This window comes from Flavobacterium sp. FG68 (genome assembly GCF_057808895.1).
Map to the genome: position 1 here is coordinate 115,965 of NZ_JBMDIY010000009.1, position 18,440 is coordinate 134,404.

Below are 18,440 nucleotides of genomic sequence, written 5' to 3' on the forward strand. Positions count from 1 at the left end.
TTTTAGCAAAATTAAATAAATTCCTATTTCTATCTTTTGGCCTATCAATTTACAACCGCATCAGTTTGAATATTTATTTTGTTTGAAACCTTGTCTTTAACAATACTGGGTATCTCAATACTAAAATCACTCGCATTTACAGTAAAATTAGATAAAATATTAATTCCAGTTCCTGACTTGCGTATTCTTGCTGTAGTTTTTATATCCTTTGATTTTCCGTGAAGTTCCAATTTCCCTTTTATGATAAAAACTTTAAAATCTGTGGTTAAACCGTTAAGATCAAATCCTTCTATTTTTCCTTTAAATACTGCTTTTGGATATTGGTCACTTTCTATATAATTTTCATTAAAATGTTCTTCCATTAAAGCGACCTTAAACTGAAAACCTTTCATGAGGGCTAAACTTGCAATCTCTCCTGTTGCAGGATTTAAAACAAAAGTAACGTTCTTATTTACTGCCTTAACTTCTTCAAAAGAAGGAACAGAAGCTTCAAAAGTAACTTTCCCTGATTTGCTAATCATTTTTTCTTGTGAAAAACTAATAGCACAAACAGATAACATTGAAATGAGTATGATTTTTTTCATTATTCTGTCTTTTATTTTTTATAAAATCCTTCTGTTTTGTTCGGCTTTTATTTTAAAACCGCAATTATTTGAATCTTGACTTTATTATCCAGTTTATATTTAATAAGTGACGGAATTGGAATACTAAAATCACTTGCATTTACTTCAAAATCAGAAATAAAAGTAATTCGGGAACCCGATCTTGTAATTTTTGCATCGGCATTTATATCCTTAGATTTTCCATGTACTTCTAATTTTCCTTTTATAGTGTAATCTCTATAATCTTCAGTTAGATTTTTAATGTCAAAATCTTCAATTTGTCCTCTAAAAATAGCTTTCGGATACTTATCGGTTTCCATGTAATTTTCATTAAAATGTTCTTCCATTAATGCCATTTCAAACTCGAATCCTTTCATTAAAGCCAAACTTGCTACTTCTCCTGTTACGGGATTTAAAACAAAAGTTACATTGCTGTTAGTTCCCGCAACCGGCTGAAAAGAAGGAACTGAAGCTTCCAGAGTTATTGTTGCAGATTTAGTTACTATTTTTTCTTGCGAAAAAACAATAAAAGAAGCCAATATCATTGGCATTATTATGATTTTCTTCATGTTGCTGTTATAGATTATTTTTCTAATAATCCATCTTGATTCCATTTATTTATAATGTCGATAGTAGCTTGAGGCAATCTTGGTCCGCCTTGCGGCATTAAGGAACTATCTCCATTTTCTAAAGAAATTCGTGTAAGCAATCCTCGGTTTAAAACTGCATTTTTCACCTGTTCATAAGTAACTAAAGACATTGGCGCGCCATTTTTAGGAACTGCCGCATGGCATACAACACAGTTATTATCAATAATAGATTTTACATTTTGGTTGTATGTTGCCAAACCATTAATTGGTGTAGAGTCAATTAAAGTACTTGGATCATCGTTGGCACAACTTACAAAAATTGATGCTAATGATGAGATGGCGAAAAGGGTTTTTAAATTCATAAGACTGGTTTTTAGTTATAAATAAATGCATGATTTTTTTAAGAATCATCAGGCATTTCAAAATCATATACGTTGAAAAGAATAATACAGATTTGGCAAGAGGCATATTTAATGTTTTAAATCCAATAGGTATTTTTTAACGTAGATAATTTGAAATACTAAAAACCAGTTATGAAAAAAAAAATACTAATTACAATTTCCATTTTTATAATAATCGGAATTTCGGCGTACCTCTACATCTACAAAGGGCATAGAGATATAGAATCAGAAACTGCCGATTATGTTGTAACCGTTAACGAACTAGAAAGAGAGTTTACTTCAAACGATAGTCTGGCTTACATCAAATATCAGGATAAAACAATTGAATTATCTGCACGAGTAACAAGTATTGATAAAGCCAGTAATGGAATTGTTATGAGCGAAAAAATATTTGTCACATTCAAAAAACCTTTGCCGCAAAATATTATATCTGGGAAAAATATCAAGATTAAAGGGCGTTTTTTAGGATATGACGAACTGCTCCAGGAATTTAAAATAGACCACTCTTCAGTTGTACACTAATACAAATAACAATTTAAAACTAACCTCATGAAAAACTTTATTCTATTATTTTTTTTATTTCCGCTCTTAACCTTCTCCCAAACCGATTTGTTGTCTGGAGTAGAAACTCCTTCTGCAAAAGAAAAAGTGACTTCTGCATTCAAAGCCTTAAAAATCGTTAATCTTGAGTCTACAAAATTGGCCGCAAAAGGAGATTTGTATTTTGTTGTTGCACACCGATTTGGTTCTATTAAAGATGGTTTTGAAGGTTTCTACGGACTGGATAATGCCAATACACAAATAAAATTTATTTACGGTTTAACAAATGGACTCAACGTAAGTGCTGCCAGAAGTGAATTTGCTTACGATTTTGCAACAAAATATATGTTGTTTCCTCAAATAAAAGATGGTTTCCCAGTTACTATTGCCGGGTTTAATAGTTTGTCTATTAATAACACGTTAAAAGAAAGTCTGTATCCGAAACTTCAATTTAAAGACAGACTTACTTATGTAGCGCAGCTGCTGATTTCCAGAAAATTTTCTGAAAAACTGTCTTTAGAGATTGTGCCGTCATTCTTTCATCAAAATTTTGTTGAAGATGTAGATCAAAGCAATACTCAATATGCCATAGGATTTGGAGGTAGATATAAATTCGCTAAACGCTGGTCTTTAAATATGGATTATGCGGCGCATTTAAACAGAGCACCAAATTCTCTTTATAAAAATCCGCTATCTATAGGTTTTGATTTAGAGACTGGCGGACACGTTTTTCAGATGCATTTTACCAGTTCACAAGCAATTGATGAAGCCGGATATCTTGGAAGAACTACTGGCGACTGGACAAAAGGAGATATATTTTTTGGATTTAATCTTGCCAGAGTTTTCTAGTATCTCCTTTATAATTAAATTATTAGGTAATTTCTGTATTTAAAACGATTCTAAATTAATCGATTTGCAATTATTTATAAAACCGCAACGATAAAGTAAACGTAGATAATTTTAAAACCATAAAAATTATGAAAACTAATAAAATAATCAAAAAAGGACTTTTTATACTGATCGGAATATTTGGGTTATTTATCGCCATTTTACTTTTTCACATTATAACAGCAAAACCACCCGTTTATGATACTCCAAATCTGCAAGTAAGCAGAATCGATTTTAAATCAGATATCGATTCTCTGCAAGCCAGACAAATCTGTGCCGACTTAAGAAGTATAAAAGGTCTGACATCTGACTCTATTATCGTTAAAAGAAATGTTGTGGTGTATTTCCACAATAATAAAATTACAAACTCTGAGAAAGTTTTCAATGAGTTGATGTCTAAAAGAAACTATGATGCTAAGCGTTATATTTTACCGGCAAATTTAGCAAACAAAGAAGTCTGCCCAATGAATCAAAACAGTTTGAGCTATAAATTATCTCAAAAAATAAACCGTTTTTTTAATTAACCCTTTAATACCTTAATTTATGAAAATTTATTCAAAACTTACACTTAGTGTATTACTTGCTGCATCTGCAGCTATGATTTCCTGCAGCAGTAATGATGACGAAACCCCAGAACCTCCTGTAAAGGCATCAATCTATGAACGCTTAGGTGGAACTAAAATGGTTTCTGATCCAGATAACTCCGGTCAAATGATTGAACAGGGACGTTTGAGTTTCCGTAAAGTGGTAAATTCAACTATTGGATTAATTGTTGCTGATATTCAATCTAATGCTTCGGGGAATTTACAAGCACATTTTGCTCCTTTATTAGCAGAAACTGGAACTACTCAGTCTACTAATATTGCTAAACTGTCCGATAATCTGACTGATTTCTTTTCTTATAATACTGGTGGTACAAATGCGGTAAATACATATTCCGGTTTGAACATGGTTGCTGCTCATGATCCTGCAAAAAATCCTCGTATGGGAACAAAATCCAGTAGTGCAGATTATACAAAATTTGAAGGATATGTTGGAGCTGCAGCAAATGCAAATGGTGTTGCTTCAAATACAGAACTTTACACAGATATTGTTGCTGTTTTAGAATCATTGAGAACTCCTATAGTTCAAAAATAATTTTCTTATCAAAACGCTGTCTGAAAAGGGCAGCGTTTTATATTTCAATATCATTTTAAAATATATAAATATTTTTGAAAAACTGTTATTGTTATAATATCAGGAAATTATATAAAATCGCCGGTTTGAATCAATTTGTTCCACAGCGATATAAAAAGCACTTTTAGCGCTGTTGTATAAATTAGCAAGTAATAATTTTTGAACTTTTTAAGGAACCCCATAAATATGGAAAATTTTAATATGTCCAGATCCACCACTTTTTACGCATTAGGGTTAAGTTACAAGAAAGCAGATGCAGTTATAAGAGGAAAATTTAGTCTAGACACTAAAGCACAATCTGATTTATTATTACAAGCTAAAGCAGAAGGTATAGAATCTTTGATTGTTACTTCTACTTGTAATAGAACTGAAATTTATGGTTTTGCCCATCATCCTTATGAGTTAATCAAATTGCTTTGCGAAAACAGCAATGGTTCTGTAGAAGAATTTCAGGAAGTTGCTTATATATATAAAAATGAAGAAGCTGTTAACCACATGTTTCGGGTAGGAACAGGTTTAGACAGTCAGATTTTGGGAGATTTTGAAATTATCAGCCAAATTAAAATCGCTTTTAATAATAGTAAACAGGAAGGTTTGGTAAATACTTTTTTGGATCGTTTAGTAAATACTGTTATTCAAGCGAGTAAAAAAGTTAAAACGGAAACTAAAATTTCTTCTGGTGCAACATCCGTTTCTTTTGCATCAGTACAATATATAATCCGAAATGTAGCAGATATTGGAAATAAAAATATTTTGTTATTTGGAACAGGAAAAATAGGAAGAAATACTTGTGAAAACTTAGTAAAACATACTAAAAACAGTCATATTGCTCTTATAAACAGAACAAAAAATAAGGCCGAATTATTGGCTGGAAAACTGAATGTTATTGTAAAAGATTATGCCAATTTACAAGAAGAATTACAGCAGGCAGATGTGCTGGTTGTGGCGACTGGAGCGCAAAATCCAACTATTGACAAAACATCTCTAAATTTACAGAAACCTTTATTAATCTTAGACTTATCCATTCCAAGAAATGTAGATACTAATGTAGAAGAAATATCAGGAGTAACTTTAATACATCTGGATTATTTATCTCAAATTACTGATGATACGCTGGAAAGAAGAAAACAACATATTCCTGCTGCAGAAGCTATTATTGACGATATGAAATTAGAATTTAATACGTGGATAAATGGTCGTAAATGTGCACCAACTATTCATGCATTAAAATCCAAACTAAATGACATTGTATCGGCTGAATTTGCTTTTCAAAAAAAGAAAACAACCAATTTTGATGATGTTCAGATTGATTTAATCAGTTCCAGAATTATTCAAAAATTAACAAACCATTTTGCAAGTCATTTAAAAAATGAAAATACGTCAGTAGATCAAAGTATCGAATTTATTGAAAAAGTATTTCAAATAGGACATCTCGCAACTAAAAAGCCAGCATCACCAGTAGAAGAAAAATACAAAATCAATCTCTCATAAATACTTAATTAACTACAGTTTCGAACCTATACGATGTCTCTGAAACAAGCTATAAAAAAATAGAACCCGCCAGCGGCGCTGCATGCTTCGACGGGTCTGTCCATAAACATAATCTTCCAAAAAATGTTTACTTAATTTTGCATAGGAGTAATGAATACCTTATTGGTTAAAGTTAGATTAATTAATTTAATGACAATTTACACGATTATTAATTAATTTTATAATTACCTTGTTTACTATAAATAATCTGAGATCATTAATCCATCTTATAAAAAAGAAGTAAACCATTTTTTTTGCTTCTGTGAATAAGCTTTTATGGATTATATTTTAAAATATGACGTATTGGCTGCTCTTTGAAGATAAAAAAGAGGCTCCCAAAAGCCTCTTTTAAATTAATGTTTACCATTTCCTTTTCCCTTGCCATTTCCATTATGGTTTCCATTATCATGGTGGCTTTTATCTTTATTGTTTCCTTTTCCTGGCTTTTGTCCTATTGTTTTTTGAGGTTTTCCTTTATACCCTTTTCCGTATTTTACTTTGTGAGATTTAAAGTTGTCGTAAGGTCTGTCTCCTCTGTAATCAGTCAGTACTACTTTGTATTCATTATAAAGATCATAGTTTCTATAGGCTGAAGGCAGTGATCTGGTTCTAACCCATTGTCCGTTATTTAAATAAACATAATTTGACGTGCTTACGTCATAATAAGTTTCAAGATCCGGCAGATAATAATAACGAACATCTGAATAACCGGCAGGTCCCCATGCAGGAGGTGTTCCTATATTCACATTTACTGATACCTGAGCCTGAGTGTAACTAAATGAAAGGAATAAAATTCCGATCAAAAAATATTTTAAAGTTTTCATGATTTTACTTTTTAAGTCATTAATTATATTTCGGTAAAAACAATAAACGTGCCGAAAAATTTATATGTTTTTAAGTATTTGATTATGTGTTATTTATATTTTATGTTAATGCTGATAATATCAGAAGTCATATTAGTAGTTCTGGTATAATGACCATAACGAATCTCTAACGTATTCCAATGCTTGAGCCCGAAAATGCCATTAAGAGGCGTGAATTTCGTTCCCATCCCAAAGAAACTGCTGTCAAACTTAGACAAATCATAGTTGCTGGTATAATATTCATCAGCTGCAGTATGTTCGCCGTAAGGTTTAAAATATTTCGTTCCTGACTGGGTATAATATCTGTAGAACGGACTCACTGAAAATGCCTGTGTTAACTTCACCGGAATTTCAAGATCAGCGGTATGAGCTTTTAAACTCCAGTCATCAGTATAATATCTGTAATATGCACGAATAATTATATTATCCCCAAAAAAATAACTGGCCCTGATTCCAAGTGGAATTTTAAGTCTTGTATCCGGCATTTTTTCCTGATGAACAGATCCGTCTGCAAAATAAACCCTGTGAAAAGGAAGACTTAAATACCCATTTTGTCTGATAACATCACCTACAAGCATTACCTGCAGGTTTTTGTTTACAACCTGAGAATAACTTAAAGTTCCTGCAAAAGTATTTCTGTTAGCGCTGTCATAACCTTCACTTCCAGGTACACGAAGTTCCACGGGTTCAATTAATTTCAGCTGATCTATAAAGGTTTGAAATTTAGCGGTAAATTCTCCGTTTCTGTCCTTTGTTTTTTGTGAGAAGCTGATGTTTCCTCCAAAAGATTGATAATCAAACTCAGTTGATGATGAAACGCCAATCCCAAGTGTTCTTCCTTTTTCCTCATTTTCTCTCAGATAAGTTAATGAAGGGTAGAAGCGGTTGTCTGAAGATGAAGCAGATGAATTCGCACTCAAATCAATCATATCTGATGAAGCAGAAGTATAATGGTCAATGCCGGCTTCAATATCAAAGGTATGTTTGATCCCGTTTTCACCATATTTTACCAGTTTAACATCAATAGTGTTAGCGATATCAGTAAGATGCTCAGAACCAATTCCTCCTGTAACGGCAGAATTGTTTCCATCCTGTTTATAATAACTGGAAACCAGATTTACCTCTTCCAATTTTAATTTTTTGCTTTTATAACTGGTAGAATCAGTAGGAACATTTTGTGCTCTTAGCTGAAATAGTGCCAATAAAGCAAATCCTGTTATGAATATTCTTTTCATTTTTTGATCAAATCAAATTAGTTACAGCCGCAGCCGCCGCCGCTTTTTCCTGAATTTGCTCCGGAAGCTCCCTCACGGTAGGATTGAAAACTAAGTTCTGTCTTTTCGATTTTTCTATTAGAAAGTACCATTTCAGAATCGTTGATTTTCCCTTTCTGGTATTCCTTTACTGAAGTGCAGGAGGTGAGCAGTATACCTGTAAAAGCAATACTGTAGAGGAGCACGAGATTTTTTTGCTTTGGCTTTTTCATTTCAGGTTAATGTTTTTAGAAGTGTAAATTTTATTGTTGTCGTCGATTATAATACAATACAGATCCGGTATCTGATCTATTAAAAACAAGCCGGCTTTAATACCCATAACTGCTATTGGGGTAGCCATTGCATCTGCAAATTCTGCATTTGATGCGATAATGGTCACGCTTTTTATTCCGGTTATTGGCAGTCCTGTTTTTGGGTCAATGGTATGCGAATATTTTTTCCCGTTAATGGTCACGAACTTTTCGTAGTTTCCAGAAGTTGCCACGGCTTTATTAGAGATTTCCATGTACGAAAATGCCGCATTTGGAGCATCGGGATCCGCCACGCCAATGGTCCATTTTTTACCATTAGGCTGTAATCCCCAGGCCGAAAGATCTCCGCTGGCATTAATAATGCCGCTCTGCACATTATGTTTTATAAGAATTTGTTTTGCCATTTCAGCAGCATATCCTTTTCCGATACCTCCAAAACCAATTCGCATTCCTTTTTCTTTTAAGAACACTGTTATATTTTCTCTGTCAAGGATTATGTTTCGGTAGTCAATAAGATGTACCATTTTGAGTGCCGTCTCAGGATCAGGAAGACTTGTCATTGTTTTATCAAAATTCCATAGACTTTTATCGATACTTCCATAAGAAATATCAAAAGCGCCTTGTGTAATTTTCGAAATTCCGATAGATCTTTCGATAAGGTTAAAAACTTCCAGATCTACCTTAACAGGCTTAATACCTGCATTATCATTGATAAAATTGGTCTGACTATCTGCCTTGTAGGTCGTCAAAAGTTTCTCAATCCGTCTGATTTCTTCAATGGCAAGATCGATATTTTCATTACCTAGCTTTTCATTTTCAGCAACAACTGTTATAGTAAAGTTGTTCCCCATAAGTTTTAGGGATTGCGAATATTTTTGGGTCTTAATTATGTTATTTTCGGCTCTCACAGATCGCTTTTATTTCGGCAGTCCACTGTTCAGGAGTAATTTCTGGTTTTCCATGCCAGGTTTTAAGTACTTTTCCATCGGCATCCAAAAGAAGCGTTAGAGGAAAACTTCCTTCCTTGTTGTATATTTCGGCTAAATCTTCGTTTCGTTTGACCTGCTGGGGTGTTCCGATATTTTTCTTTTTCCTTGGAAAATCAGCATTCACCAATACTAAATTCTGGTTGGCCATGTCTGTGAATACCTGGCTTTCAAAATAGTCTTTGCGCGTCACAATACAAGGTCCGCACCAGTCTGAACCGGAGAAGTTCAATAGGATTAATTCATGTTTTTCTTTTGCCGTTTTTTTTGCATTATTAAAATCAGGTTCCCAGTTAATGGGAAGCAGGGTCATTAAAAGCAATAATGTAATTAGTTTCATTTTGCAGTCTGTTTTTAGGTATATACGAAATAACGCATTGCTGCGATTCTTATTTTTTTTAATTGCTTAAGATTCAATTAATTTTTACTCCGCTTCAGGACTGTTTCTTTTTAAAAATTGAATAGGAGAATTAAATTTAACAAAGGAACGTCTTCATGTATACCCATCAATACACAGCTGGCATATTTTAACTATAGTTTTAATTCTAAAAGGTTAATTCTAAATCTCAAATGGTTCAGACTTGACAAGGCCGATAGTTCCAGTTTGAAGGCACTTTCCTTTAATATTCTTGAGCTTGAGCAGTTTCAGGCCTTTATAGGGCAAAATCCACTTAACTTTTCAGGTCAGTCATTTGTGGAGCCCACTAAAATAGAAGAATTTGATTTTTTTATAAACAATAATGTTCCGAAGGGAATATTGTCATTTTATCCTGTTATTTCAAAAATGCAGATACAGACACTCATCCTACAATTCATCAGGTTATGAAAATTGTCCTCACCGATGAAAATTATCAGCCTGCTCTCAATTACACATTGGATTTTGATGTGATTGGCAAGATTGAAATTTACAGGAATGCAAAATAAAAAAGATGTATTTATGAAGCTGTCTAATATTATTTTATCAGACAGATTGCTGTTATTGTAAAATTCCTCTAACGGGTGAAGTTGTAAATTTCAATTGCTACAGCGTATCGGTTTTTTGTTTTAAAGGAAGTGTCACCGTAAATTCGGCGCCGTTGTCCTTTTCTCCGGCTGCAGTTATTTTGCCATTATGCCTTTCGGCAATCTTTCTGCACAGGGCAAGGCCCAAGCCATTTCCCTCGTACTGATCTTTAGAATGCAGTCTTTCAAATGCCGTAAAAATCTTTTCTGCAAATTTAGGATCAATTCCAATACCATTATCCTTTATTTTTATCTGTACAAAATCCTGGCCGTCACTATTGATGATGCTGCTTGTTATGATAACTCTGGGAGGCTCGCCCGCTTTGGAAAATTTCAGGGCATTTTGGATCAGGTTATAGAAAAGCTGGTTAATTAAAATCGGCGCTCCCTGAATCTGCGGAAGATCAGAAGTAACTAAAATAGCACCTTTTTCTCTTATTATGAGCTCGAGGTCTATTTTTATGTCTTCAATAACCTCATTAAGAGTAATTGTTTCTATAACCTGTGAAGTTTTGTCAAGGGTGGAATAGGTCAAAATTCCTTCTATAATATTTTCCATTCTCTGGGCAGACTGGCTTACTTTATGAAGGTATTTTTTAGATTTTTCATTAACATTGTCTTCTATGTCATTTCGTAAAAGGGTATTGAAAAATTTAATTTTTCGCAGCGGCTCTCGAAGATCGTGGCTTACTACGCTGGCAAAATGCATCAGATCGCTATTAGAACGCGTGAGCTCATTTGTGCGGCTTGCGACCTGCTTTTTTAGTTCTTCCTGAAATTCCTTATGCTCATGTATATCCTGAACAATCCCAATGATGGTCTTTGCAGACCCGTCCTTGTCCTTGATAATCTTTCCATTGATTTTAGCCCAGCGGTAGGAGCCGTTATCATTTAAAATTCTTGCCTCATAACATATTTTTCCCGTTGCCTCAGCCTGCTGGTGTGCTTTTTCGCGCGCCGGGAGGTCCTCTTGATGAAGTTTTGAAATTAAATCGTCATTTGTTGTTTCGCTTCCAATGGAACAGATCGTATTGAAATTTGCTGAAGTCTTGATTTTTTTGGTCTCAAGGTCTATTTCATAACTTCCTATCCCGGAGCTTTCTATGGCTATGGTTAATTTTTCATTCGCTTTCAGGGTTTCTTCTTTTGCTTTGTGCAGATCCGTGATGTCAGCGCCGGTGTTAAGCACGCCATAGACTTTTCCATGCTCGTCAAAGAGCGGAATAAAACTATAATTAAAATAATGTTCGGTCATAATTCCCTGCATGACCAGATCTACTTTTCTGCCCACAGCATGAAAGGCTGTTCCGGTTTTGAGAACGCCAAGGGCCTCATCGAGAATCTGCTGGTTTTCAATTTCAGGAACAACACTGAGATAGGTTTTTCCAAGTACATCATTTCCTTTGCCCCATGTTTTGATCATGGCATCATTGGCCAGTGCAATTTCTAAATTATCTCCCACATACACTCCGACGGGAAGAGGGATGGCATCAATTATATTTTGTAGAAGCCCTGGATTACGGTACATAGCGTTAGATTTGATTGGTATAGTTTTAATGGCGAAGCTATTGGCTTTTAAATGTTTATGGTTACATGAATTCTGCATTTTGTATCATAATTTCAATAATACAGCTGATTGTTTCTATTGTTTCTGCTTCGATTTTTGTTATTGGAAATGGCCCGCTGCTCGCTGCATCTAAAGCGTTTAATTGCGTCACTGCGTTTCCGCATATGCTTTGTTTGACAGTTTTCTACCCTTTTGCGCCAAAGTTTATAGCTGCCGGGTTTGAGTTCCTTCTTCATTAAAATTTTTACATCAGATTCCTGAAGCTCAAACTGATATGCAATGGCCTCAAAAGGGGTTCTGTCTTCCCATGCCATTTCAATGATTCGATCCAGGTCACGATCGGGAAATTGCCGTTTTACTTTTTTCATAATTGTATTTTTTTGAGGGATTCCCAATAGGGAATTAAGGAGAGCATAGCGAAGTTAAATAAAATAGTTTTTAATTTGTTTAATATTTATTAAAAATAGTTAAACAATTATTATCTTTAACATTAAGATATCATCTTATATGAAATACCCCTTTGGTCTTTTTGATATTTAATAAATAATATCTTATTTTCTTGAAAATCATAACAGAAACAATCAGAACGGTTCTTTAATTCTAATCTTTAAAAAAATGAAAACTATTGTAATTGTTGGCGGCAGTAAAGGAATCGGTAATGGTGTTTTAGTGCAGCAGCTGGAAAATTATAAGGTAATCAATATCAGCAGGACAGCTCCCGATATTACCCATCCAAATTTAATTCATTTTTCAGTTGATGTGCTCCGTGATGCTTTGCCTGAATTTGAAAGTATAGATGCCCTGGTGTATTGTCCGGGGTCCATAAACCTCAAACCCATTCTGGGCTTAAGCCTGGATGATTTCAGAAAAGATTTTGAAATTAACGTGATGGGTGCCGTCAAAGTGATTCAGCATTATCTGCCTGCGTTAAAGAAAGGGGAAAACCCTTCTATTGTTTTATTCAGTACCGTTGCGGCAAAGCTCGGAATGCCTTTTCACTCCAGTATTGCGGTCTCTAAGGCAGCAGTAGAGGGTCTGGTTAAATCGCTCGGTGCCGAACTTGCCCCGTTAATTCGTATCAATGGTATTGCCCCGACTATTACAGAGACTTCTTTGTCGGGATCTATTTTAAGAAACGACCGTATGAAAGAAAATATGATCGAGCGCCACCCCTTGAAAAATTACCTCAAGCCCGCAGAGGTGGCCCGTATGGCAGGGTATCTTATTTCTGAAGATGCAGCATCAATTTCAGGCCAGATTTTCGCGATGGATTATGGTTTGGTAAGCTTTAAATTGTAAAACAGCTCGGAGATGAAAATTCTATTAACAGGTGCTACAGGTTATATCGGCAAGAGGCTGCTGCCCTTGCTGCTGGACCACGGAAATGAGGTGGTCTGCTGCGTCCGGGATAAAAACAGGTTTTATTTTCCTGAACAGTTTAAAAATAAAATACAGGTCATTGAAGCTGATTTTCTGGATGCGGAAAGTCTTAAAAATATCCCTGATGATATAGATGCAGCTTATTACCTGATCCATTCCATGTCCGGCGCTTCCAATTATGATGAATTGGAAAGCATTTCGGCACATTATTTCATTGAAAAAATAAACCAGACAAATGCAAAACAGATTATTTACCTCAGCGGAATTGTAAATGATAAATCACTATCCAAACATTTATCATCAAGAAAGGCGGTGGAAGATATTTTAAAGACCGCAGCAGTGCCTTTAACTGTACTTCGGGCGGGAATAATAGTAGGATCAGGAAGCGCCTCTTTTGAAATAATACGTGATCTGGTGGATAAACTGCCCGTTATGGTTACCCCTAAATGGCTCAATACAAAATGCCAGCCGATTGCCATCAGCGATGTTTTGGAATTTTTAATCCGCTCGCTGTTAAACCCGGCAGTTTATAATGAAAGTTTTGATATCGGGGGACCTGATATTTTGACCTACAAGGAAATGCTGCTGGAGTTTGCCAGAGTAAAAAAACTCCAAAGATACATTTACACCGTACCGGTGATGACCCCGAAATTATCGTCTTACTGGCTGTATTTTGTGACGTCAACTTCTTTTAAGCTGGCCTCGGCGCTGGTTAGCAGCATGAAAGTGGAAGTCATCTGCGGAGATAACAGAATTAATAATTTACTGGGAGTTACACCGATCTCTTACCGGCAGGCTTTAGAAAGGGCTTTGAAAAAGATCAGTGATGATGATATTATTTCGAGCTGGAAAGATTCACAAGTAAGCGGGCAATTTAGAGGAAATGTTTCTCAATATTTAAAGGTTCCAAAAAGAGGCTGTTATATTGACAGAAGAAAAAGAACAATTATAAACAGGGAATATACCATCGCACGGATCTGGTCCATAGGTGGGGACACAGGATGGTATTATGCCGATTGGCTTTGGGATCTGCGCGGGTTCATCGATAAGATTTTTGGCGGTGTAGGCACAAGGAGGGGAAGGACACATAAAAAGGAAATACATGCAGGGGATGCGCTGGATTTCTGGAGGGTTGTATACGCGGATAAGAAGCAGGGCAAACTGGTTTTATATGCCGAGATGAAACTTCCCGGCGAAGCCTGGCTGGAATTTAAAATAATCAACAATACCTTATATCAGGCGGCCACTTTTAAGCCCCGCGGGCTTATGGGAAGACTATACTGGTATGCCGTGCTGCCGTTTCATGGATTTATATTTAACGGCATGCTTAAAAAACTAATTTAAGGGATTGTCGGATAACATGGGCTTAGCCTGTGGACTATTTTACAGCAGGGGGTATATTGTACCGGCATAATGCTGTTTTCAATATTCCGCAGTTTAAAAGGGTTTGTAAAATGAGATCCTTTGACCATTAATTTTGTACGGCATAATTTCATTTGGGCATTTTTAGTACATTTGGAAATTATAAAACCGCTTCAATATGATAAGTGCTGAGAATCCGGATGCTAAAAGCCCAAAAGAAAAAGAGCCGATAAAAATTCTGCTGGCCGAGGATGATACCGAAGACCAGGAATTATTCATCGATGCCCTGGATGAAGCGCAGATTGCTTCTGAGGTAACGACCGTTGAAAATGGGCAGGAGCTCCTCGATACGCTCAGGGATGAATCTCAGAGCGATCCCGATATTATTTTTATAGATGTCAATATGCCCGTTAAAGGGGGCAAAAAGGCGCTGGAAGAAATAAAGAAAGACGATGATCTTCGTGGCATTCCCACCGTTATGCTCTCCACCTGGGATCATCCTGCCGATATTGAAGATGCCTTTGCTAAAGGGGCAGACCTTTATGTGCAGAAACCAAATTCTTTTAACGCTTTTGTGCTGCTGCTGAAAAAAGTCTTTCTTCTGCACTGGGCAAAAGCCTTATTGGGTCCGGTGAGAAATTTATTTTTTGTTTCGGAAAAGAATGTCGGAAAGGGGTAAAGGATTGCTTTTTAGTCTGCGTGTTTGACCTTGCGCGCTCATATAATTGATTTGGCTAATTTAGTTTCAGGCTGCGCAGGGAACTTTATAAAACTTCGGGCTGTCGAAAACCCGGTCTATAGTATCCAGGGTCAATTTTATATGATATTATTTTTTGGAGCTCTTTCCGCTATACGTTCCACCCGAGCGCAGCGAACTGGCGAAGCAATCTTTTGCACCGAACACCAGCACAAAAGGATTTTCACTGCTATCGGGGCTAATAGGGAAAGGGCGTATCTATTTTTTCGGAAATGATTTTAATACAAAACTTTGACTGTAAATAATATGCTGATGTAAGACCTTATACTTATAATTTCTAAAAGAGCATATGGCAGCATTATCTCTAACAACAAAGCAGTCCTATTATTTATTAAACTTCCCTGATCTTGTCACGGTGGTTTTTACCCCACTCAATCATTTCGGAGATCATATTGTGCAGCGTATCGCAATACACAGAAGCTGTATACTCAACGGTCGGAGGTGAGTCATCATAGACCCTGCGCAAAATGAGCTTGTTTAGTTCCAGTTCTTTAAGTTCCTTTGACAGTACTTTGCTTGTGATGCCGTTCACACTCCTCTGTATGTCACGGAATCGGCTGTTACCCTGGTGCACAGCTGTCAATATGGGGAGTTTCCATTTCCCGCTTATCACGTATAGGGCATCCTGCAAATGCTTGATCTGCTGTGCATTTTCTGAATTATCTTTTTGTATATCTGGCATGCTTTAGGTAACTGGTATCTTTTGTAAACCAATTACGGCGTAAATTTACAAAAAAATTAAATTATAAAAATATGAAAGATAAATCATTAATACTGGTAGCTGGCGCGGCAGGTACTCAGGGAGGAGCAGTGATTGAAGCATTATTAGCTAAAAATATAGCGGTGAGGGCTATTGTACGAAATAAAAACAGTGAAGCTGCAAAAGCACTCGCTGCAAGGAATGTTGAATTAGCTGAAGCGACGTTCGATGATTTAGAAAGTCTGACTGAAGCCGCTAAAGGTGCAACAGGCGTATTCTCGATGCAGATGGGGTCCCATCCTGGAAATAAGGGAGAAGAAACTAGACATGCAAAAAATCTGGTTGCTGCAGCAAAAGCCGCTGGGATTCAGCAGATAGTTCACACCTCTGTTGCCCGCGCGGGAGATCATCAAAACTTTGCGGACTGGGATAAAGGCAGATGGGAGCCGCTTTACTGGGAAGAGAAAGCTGCAGCTATAAACGCTGTTAAAGATGCCGGATTTAATTTCTGGACGATCATAAAACCACCGTTTATCATGGTGAATCTGCTTCCTCCTAAAAATGAATGGATGTTTCCTACTATTTCTGAGGGTAAAATAATGAGTCCAACTGCGCCAGATACAAAAATAGACTGGGTGTCTCCTGAAGATATTGGTCGTTTTGCAGCTGAGGCATTTGCAGAGCCTGACAAATTCAACAAGAAAGAATTCGCTATAGTGGGAGATTCACTTACAATGGGAGAGGTTGCAGATGTGCTTTCAAGCGTTACCAGTAAGCAATTTGAGGCCATTAGTATAACAGATAAGCAAGCCGTCGAAAGCGGATTGTTTAAATGGGGAACCGAAACTTTTATCTGGCAGAATGTGGAAGGGTATAAAGTTGACCCTCAAGAAGCAGCAGGTTTAGGAATTGAGCCTGAATCGCTAAAAACTTACTTGGAGAGGAATAAATCCCTTCTCCAGAGAGTATACAATAATCTAAAATAAATCCAATTATTAGGTGTAAAAATGTAGGTATAAAAGTTTTTTTGCATAGATTTTATTGCCCTGTGATTTGACAATTTTTAACTCATTTAGTTAAATTAAAAAATAATATTTTATTTTTTTAATGTATTGCAGTTTTATAACAGCACAGAAATATTTCTAAAAAGTATAAGTATGTGAGGGCAATTTCAATAAATCGTAAAATTTCAGTTAACTGATATTTAGCTTTCAAAAAAACAGGCTCCTAACTGATTATTGTTATACTGAATTTTTAATTACCCTAATTAGAAATAATGATTTTCTGAGTGATATTTGCACCATCGGCCGCTTTGAATATTGCGATGTATATCCCGGCACTTAACCCTGAAGTTGAAAAGCTAAAGTTTTGTTGGGTGCCTAAATTATCTTCTGAAATAACAGTCCTTCCAAGAATATCATAAAGCTCAAATGATTTCATAATTTCATTATTTGGATTTGTGGCATTTAAAACCTGGTTTTTATTGTCCTGACTAATAAAAAAAATGCCTCTGACTGCATTATTTGTTGCCAACGTTGTATCATTAGTAAAGCTTATTTTAAATCGTTCTGTATCTTTTCCGGGTGCAACTACAACTTGATATGGGGTGTTTCTAATATCATGATAAGACCCATCAAGTGCATCGTATATATAAATTGGCTGTCTATCATCAAAACCGTCATTTTCAGAAATGTAAAATTTAAATTTTGTACTTACAGCTGCTTTTACAGAGAGTGGAATTTTTTTGAATAAATTGAAACTGAGTCCCTGAATTACGTAATCTCCGTCTTCAATCCAGAAAGAAATGTCCTGAGAATAATCTCCATCCATATTTTTTACATCGAAATTACTATCGACGCCGTCTGTTGCTTCATAAGCAAAAACTAATTTAAGCTCTCTTGTAAACTCATCGTTTATTATAGTATTGAGCTTAAAATAAGGAATTAGGGGAGGCGGGGGAGGCGGTCCATCATAATTGTCACCATTACCATTATAGATAGGTGTATTGGCACTAATATGTATTTGTGAAAAACATTGAAAAGAAAGCAAAACAGAGATTAATAGTAAAGTTTTTTTCATATTCTTTTGGTTTAAATTATAATACTATGGCGCGTTTTAAATTTAAAGTCTATTTCTTTTTAAAATGATAACTATCAAATCCGATACCTCCTGTAAATAGTAAAAAAAGCATCGAGTCAATAGGAGCTTTAACTGATTCATCGGGTAAACCTGGGGAAGGTAGATTTGTTGAATGAGGTATTATTCGAATAAGAAAAATGAAATAGAAAGTTAGTTTTTTTCATTATTTTGATAACAGTTTATTACGCAAAAAAAAATTGACATTTTACAAAGCATTGATTTTAAAAGCTTATATACAAATTAACTAGAATGCCTTTTAATGTAAAAGGGAGAAGTAATAACTGACAGCTATACGGTATAACCGTTTAATGAAGGAAAACTATAATGCTGAAAATTATAAAAGGAGCAACAAAAACCAGCATACCTGATTTTTAAAATTCTGCTAATTTGTTATGCTGAATTTCTGATTTAAATTTTAAGAATTAATATATC

21 protein-coding genes are annotated in these 18,440 nt (G+C 35.5%); 9 read left to right on the forward strand and 12 right to left on the reverse strand.

The features are described from left to right. Nucleotides 1-44: 44 nt before the first annotated feature. The 3 genes from ACODSB_RS08055 to ACODSB_RS08065 are packed head-to-tail and all read right to left on the reverse strand — an operon-like array spanning nucleotide 45 to nucleotide 1,554. Entirely contained in the window at nucleotides 45-584 is a 540-nt protein-coding gene (locus ACODSB_RS08055; protein ID WP_488936663.1) for a YceI family protein, read from the reverse strand. Between the two features lie 47 nt (nucleotides 585-631). Beyond that, on the reverse strand, nucleotides 632-1,171 hold the full coding sequence (locus ACODSB_RS08060; RefSeq protein WP_309845678.1) for a YceI family protein: 540 nt from the start codon (nucleotides 1,169-1,171) through the stop codon (nucleotides 632-634). A 14-nt stretch (nucleotides 1,172-1,185) separates the two neighbouring features. Then, nucleotides 1,186-1,554, reverse strand: coding sequence for a hypothetical protein (locus tag ACODSB_RS08065; RefSeq protein ID WP_053471238.1), 369 nt, complete (start codon nucleotides 1,552-1,554; stop codon nucleotides 1,186-1,188). A 171-nt stretch (nucleotides 1,555-1,725) separates the two neighbouring features. On the opposite strand from ACODSB_RS08065, the gene ACODSB_RS08070 reads away from it, so the two are divergent. From ACODSB_RS08070 to hemA, 5 genes are all read left to right on the forward strand, one after another. Next, nucleotides 1,726-2,115 carry an OB-fold protein gene (locus tag ACODSB_RS08070; RefSeq protein ID WP_488936664.1) on the forward strand — a complete coding sequence of 130 codons (390 nt, stop codon included), beginning with the start codon at nucleotides 1,726-1,728 and terminating at the stop codon, nucleotides 2,113-2,115. Nucleotides 2,116-2,142: 27 nt separating this feature from the next. After that, complete coding sequence (locus tag ACODSB_RS08075; protein ID WP_053471240.1) at nucleotides 2,143-2,982, forward strand: DUF5777 family beta-barrel protein; 840 nt, start codon at nucleotides 2,143-2,145, stop codon at nucleotides 2,980-2,982. A 128-nt stretch (nucleotides 2,983-3,110) separates the two neighbouring features. Continuing rightward, nucleotides 3,111-3,545: a hypothetical protein gene (locus tag ACODSB_RS08080; RefSeq protein ID WP_488936665.1), complete on the forward strand. Its 435-nt coding sequence runs from the start codon at nucleotides 3,111-3,113 to the stop codon at nucleotides 3,543-3,545. A gap of 19 nt (nucleotides 3,546-3,564) precedes the next feature. After that, a complete protein-coding gene (locus ACODSB_RS08085; RefSeq protein WP_053471242.1) occupies nucleotides 3,565-4,158 on the forward strand; it encodes a globin family protein in 594 nt (197 codons plus the stop codon). Nucleotides 4,159-4,383: 225 nt separating this feature from the next. Continuing rightward, nucleotides 4,384-5,688 (forward strand): glutamyl-tRNA reductase, encoded by a 1,305-nt coding sequence (hemA, locus tag ACODSB_RS08090; protein ID WP_053471243.1) that lies wholly within the window; start codon nucleotides 4,384-4,386, stop codon nucleotides 5,686-5,688. A 392-nt stretch (nucleotides 5,689-6,080) separates the two neighbouring features. On the opposite strand, the gene ACODSB_RS08095 is transcribed toward hemA, so the two are convergent. The 7 genes from ACODSB_RS08095 to ACODSB_RS08125 all read right to left on the reverse strand — a co-directional run bounded on the left by ACODSB_RS08095 (nucleotide 6,081) and on the right by ACODSB_RS08125 (nucleotide 12,038). Continuing rightward, on the reverse strand, nucleotides 6,081-6,551 hold the full coding sequence (locus tag ACODSB_RS08095) for a hypothetical protein (RefSeq protein WP_053471244.1): 471 nt from the start codon (nucleotides 6,549-6,551) through the stop codon (nucleotides 6,081-6,083). Between the two features lie 89 nt (nucleotides 6,552-6,640). Continuing rightward, nucleotides 6,641-7,825 carry a DUF3570 domain-containing protein gene (locus ACODSB_RS08100; protein WP_488936666.1) on the reverse strand — a complete coding sequence of 395 codons (1,185 nt, stop codon included), beginning with the start codon at nucleotides 7,823-7,825 and terminating at the stop codon, nucleotides 6,641-6,643. Between the two features lie 17 nt (nucleotides 7,826-7,842). After that, a complete protein-coding gene (locus ACODSB_RS08105) occupies nucleotides 7,843-8,076 on the reverse strand; it encodes a DUF4266 domain-containing protein (RefSeq protein ID WP_053471246.1) in 234 nt (77 codons plus the stop codon). Then, nucleotides 8,073-8,966, reverse strand: coding sequence for an FAD:protein FMN transferase (locus ACODSB_RS08110; RefSeq protein WP_180860285.1), 894 nt, complete (start codon nucleotides 8,964-8,966; stop codon nucleotides 8,073-8,075). Before ACODSB_RS08110 ends, ACODSB_RS08105 begins: the two co-directional genes overlap by 4 nt. 40 nt (nucleotides 8,967-9,006) lie before the next feature. Then, nucleotides 9,007-9,441, reverse strand: coding sequence for a thioredoxin family protein (locus ACODSB_RS08115; RefSeq protein WP_488936667.1), 435 nt, complete (start codon nucleotides 9,439-9,441; stop codon nucleotides 9,007-9,009). A 681-nt stretch (nucleotides 9,442-10,122) separates the two neighbouring features. Further along, nucleotides 10,123-11,631: a sensor histidine kinase gene (locus tag ACODSB_RS08120; protein WP_488936668.1), complete on the reverse strand. Its 1,509-nt coding sequence runs from the start codon at nucleotides 11,629-11,631 to the stop codon at nucleotides 10,123-10,125. 92 nt (nucleotides 11,632-11,723) lie between these two features. Next, a complete protein-coding gene (locus tag ACODSB_RS08125; protein WP_488936669.1) occupies nucleotides 11,724-12,038 on the reverse strand; it encodes a TIGR03643 family protein in 315 nt (104 codons plus the stop codon). Nucleotides 12,039-12,285: 247 nt separating this feature from the next. On the opposite strand from ACODSB_RS08125, the gene ACODSB_RS08130 reads away from it, so the two are divergent. From ACODSB_RS08130 to ACODSB_RS08140, 3 genes are all read left to right on the forward strand, one after another. Next, nucleotides 12,286-12,969 (forward strand): SDR family NAD(P)-dependent oxidoreductase, encoded by a 684-nt coding sequence (locus tag ACODSB_RS08130; RefSeq protein ID WP_488936670.1) that lies wholly within the window; start codon nucleotides 12,286-12,288, stop codon nucleotides 12,967-12,969. A 12-nt stretch (nucleotides 12,970-12,981) separates the two neighbouring features. Further along, on the forward strand, nucleotides 12,982-14,394 hold the full coding sequence (locus ACODSB_RS08135; protein WP_488936671.1) for an SDR family oxidoreductase: 1,413 nt from the start codon (nucleotides 12,982-12,984) through the stop codon (nucleotides 14,392-14,394). A 196-nt stretch (nucleotides 14,395-14,590) separates the two neighbouring features. Continuing rightward, nucleotides 14,591-15,091 (forward strand): response regulator, encoded by a 501-nt coding sequence (locus ACODSB_RS08140; protein ID WP_488936672.1) that lies wholly within the window; start codon nucleotides 14,591-14,593, stop codon nucleotides 15,089-15,091. A gap of 409 nt (nucleotides 15,092-15,500) precedes the next feature. Here the strand turns inward: ACODSB_RS08140 and ACODSB_RS08145 are convergent, their stop codons facing one another. After that, nucleotides 15,501-15,851, reverse strand: coding sequence for a winged helix-turn-helix transcriptional regulator (locus tag ACODSB_RS08145; RefSeq protein WP_035644047.1), 351 nt, complete (start codon nucleotides 15,849-15,851; stop codon nucleotides 15,501-15,503). Between the two features lie 71 nt (nucleotides 15,852-15,922). Between ACODSB_RS08145 and ACODSB_RS08150 the strand changes: the two genes are divergently transcribed. Next, complete coding sequence (locus ACODSB_RS08150; RefSeq protein ID WP_488936673.1) at nucleotides 15,923-16,855, forward strand: NmrA family NAD(P)-binding protein; 933 nt, start codon at nucleotides 15,923-15,925, stop codon at nucleotides 16,853-16,855. 277 nt (nucleotides 16,856-17,132) lie between these two features. Here ACODSB_RS08150 and ACODSB_RS08155 read toward each other — a convergent pair whose 3' ends face one another. Next, entirely contained in the window at nucleotides 17,133-17,948 is an 816-nt protein-coding gene (locus ACODSB_RS08155; RefSeq protein WP_488936674.1) for a DUF8693 domain-containing protein, read from the reverse strand. Nucleotides 17,949-18,440 lie beyond the last annotated feature (492 nt).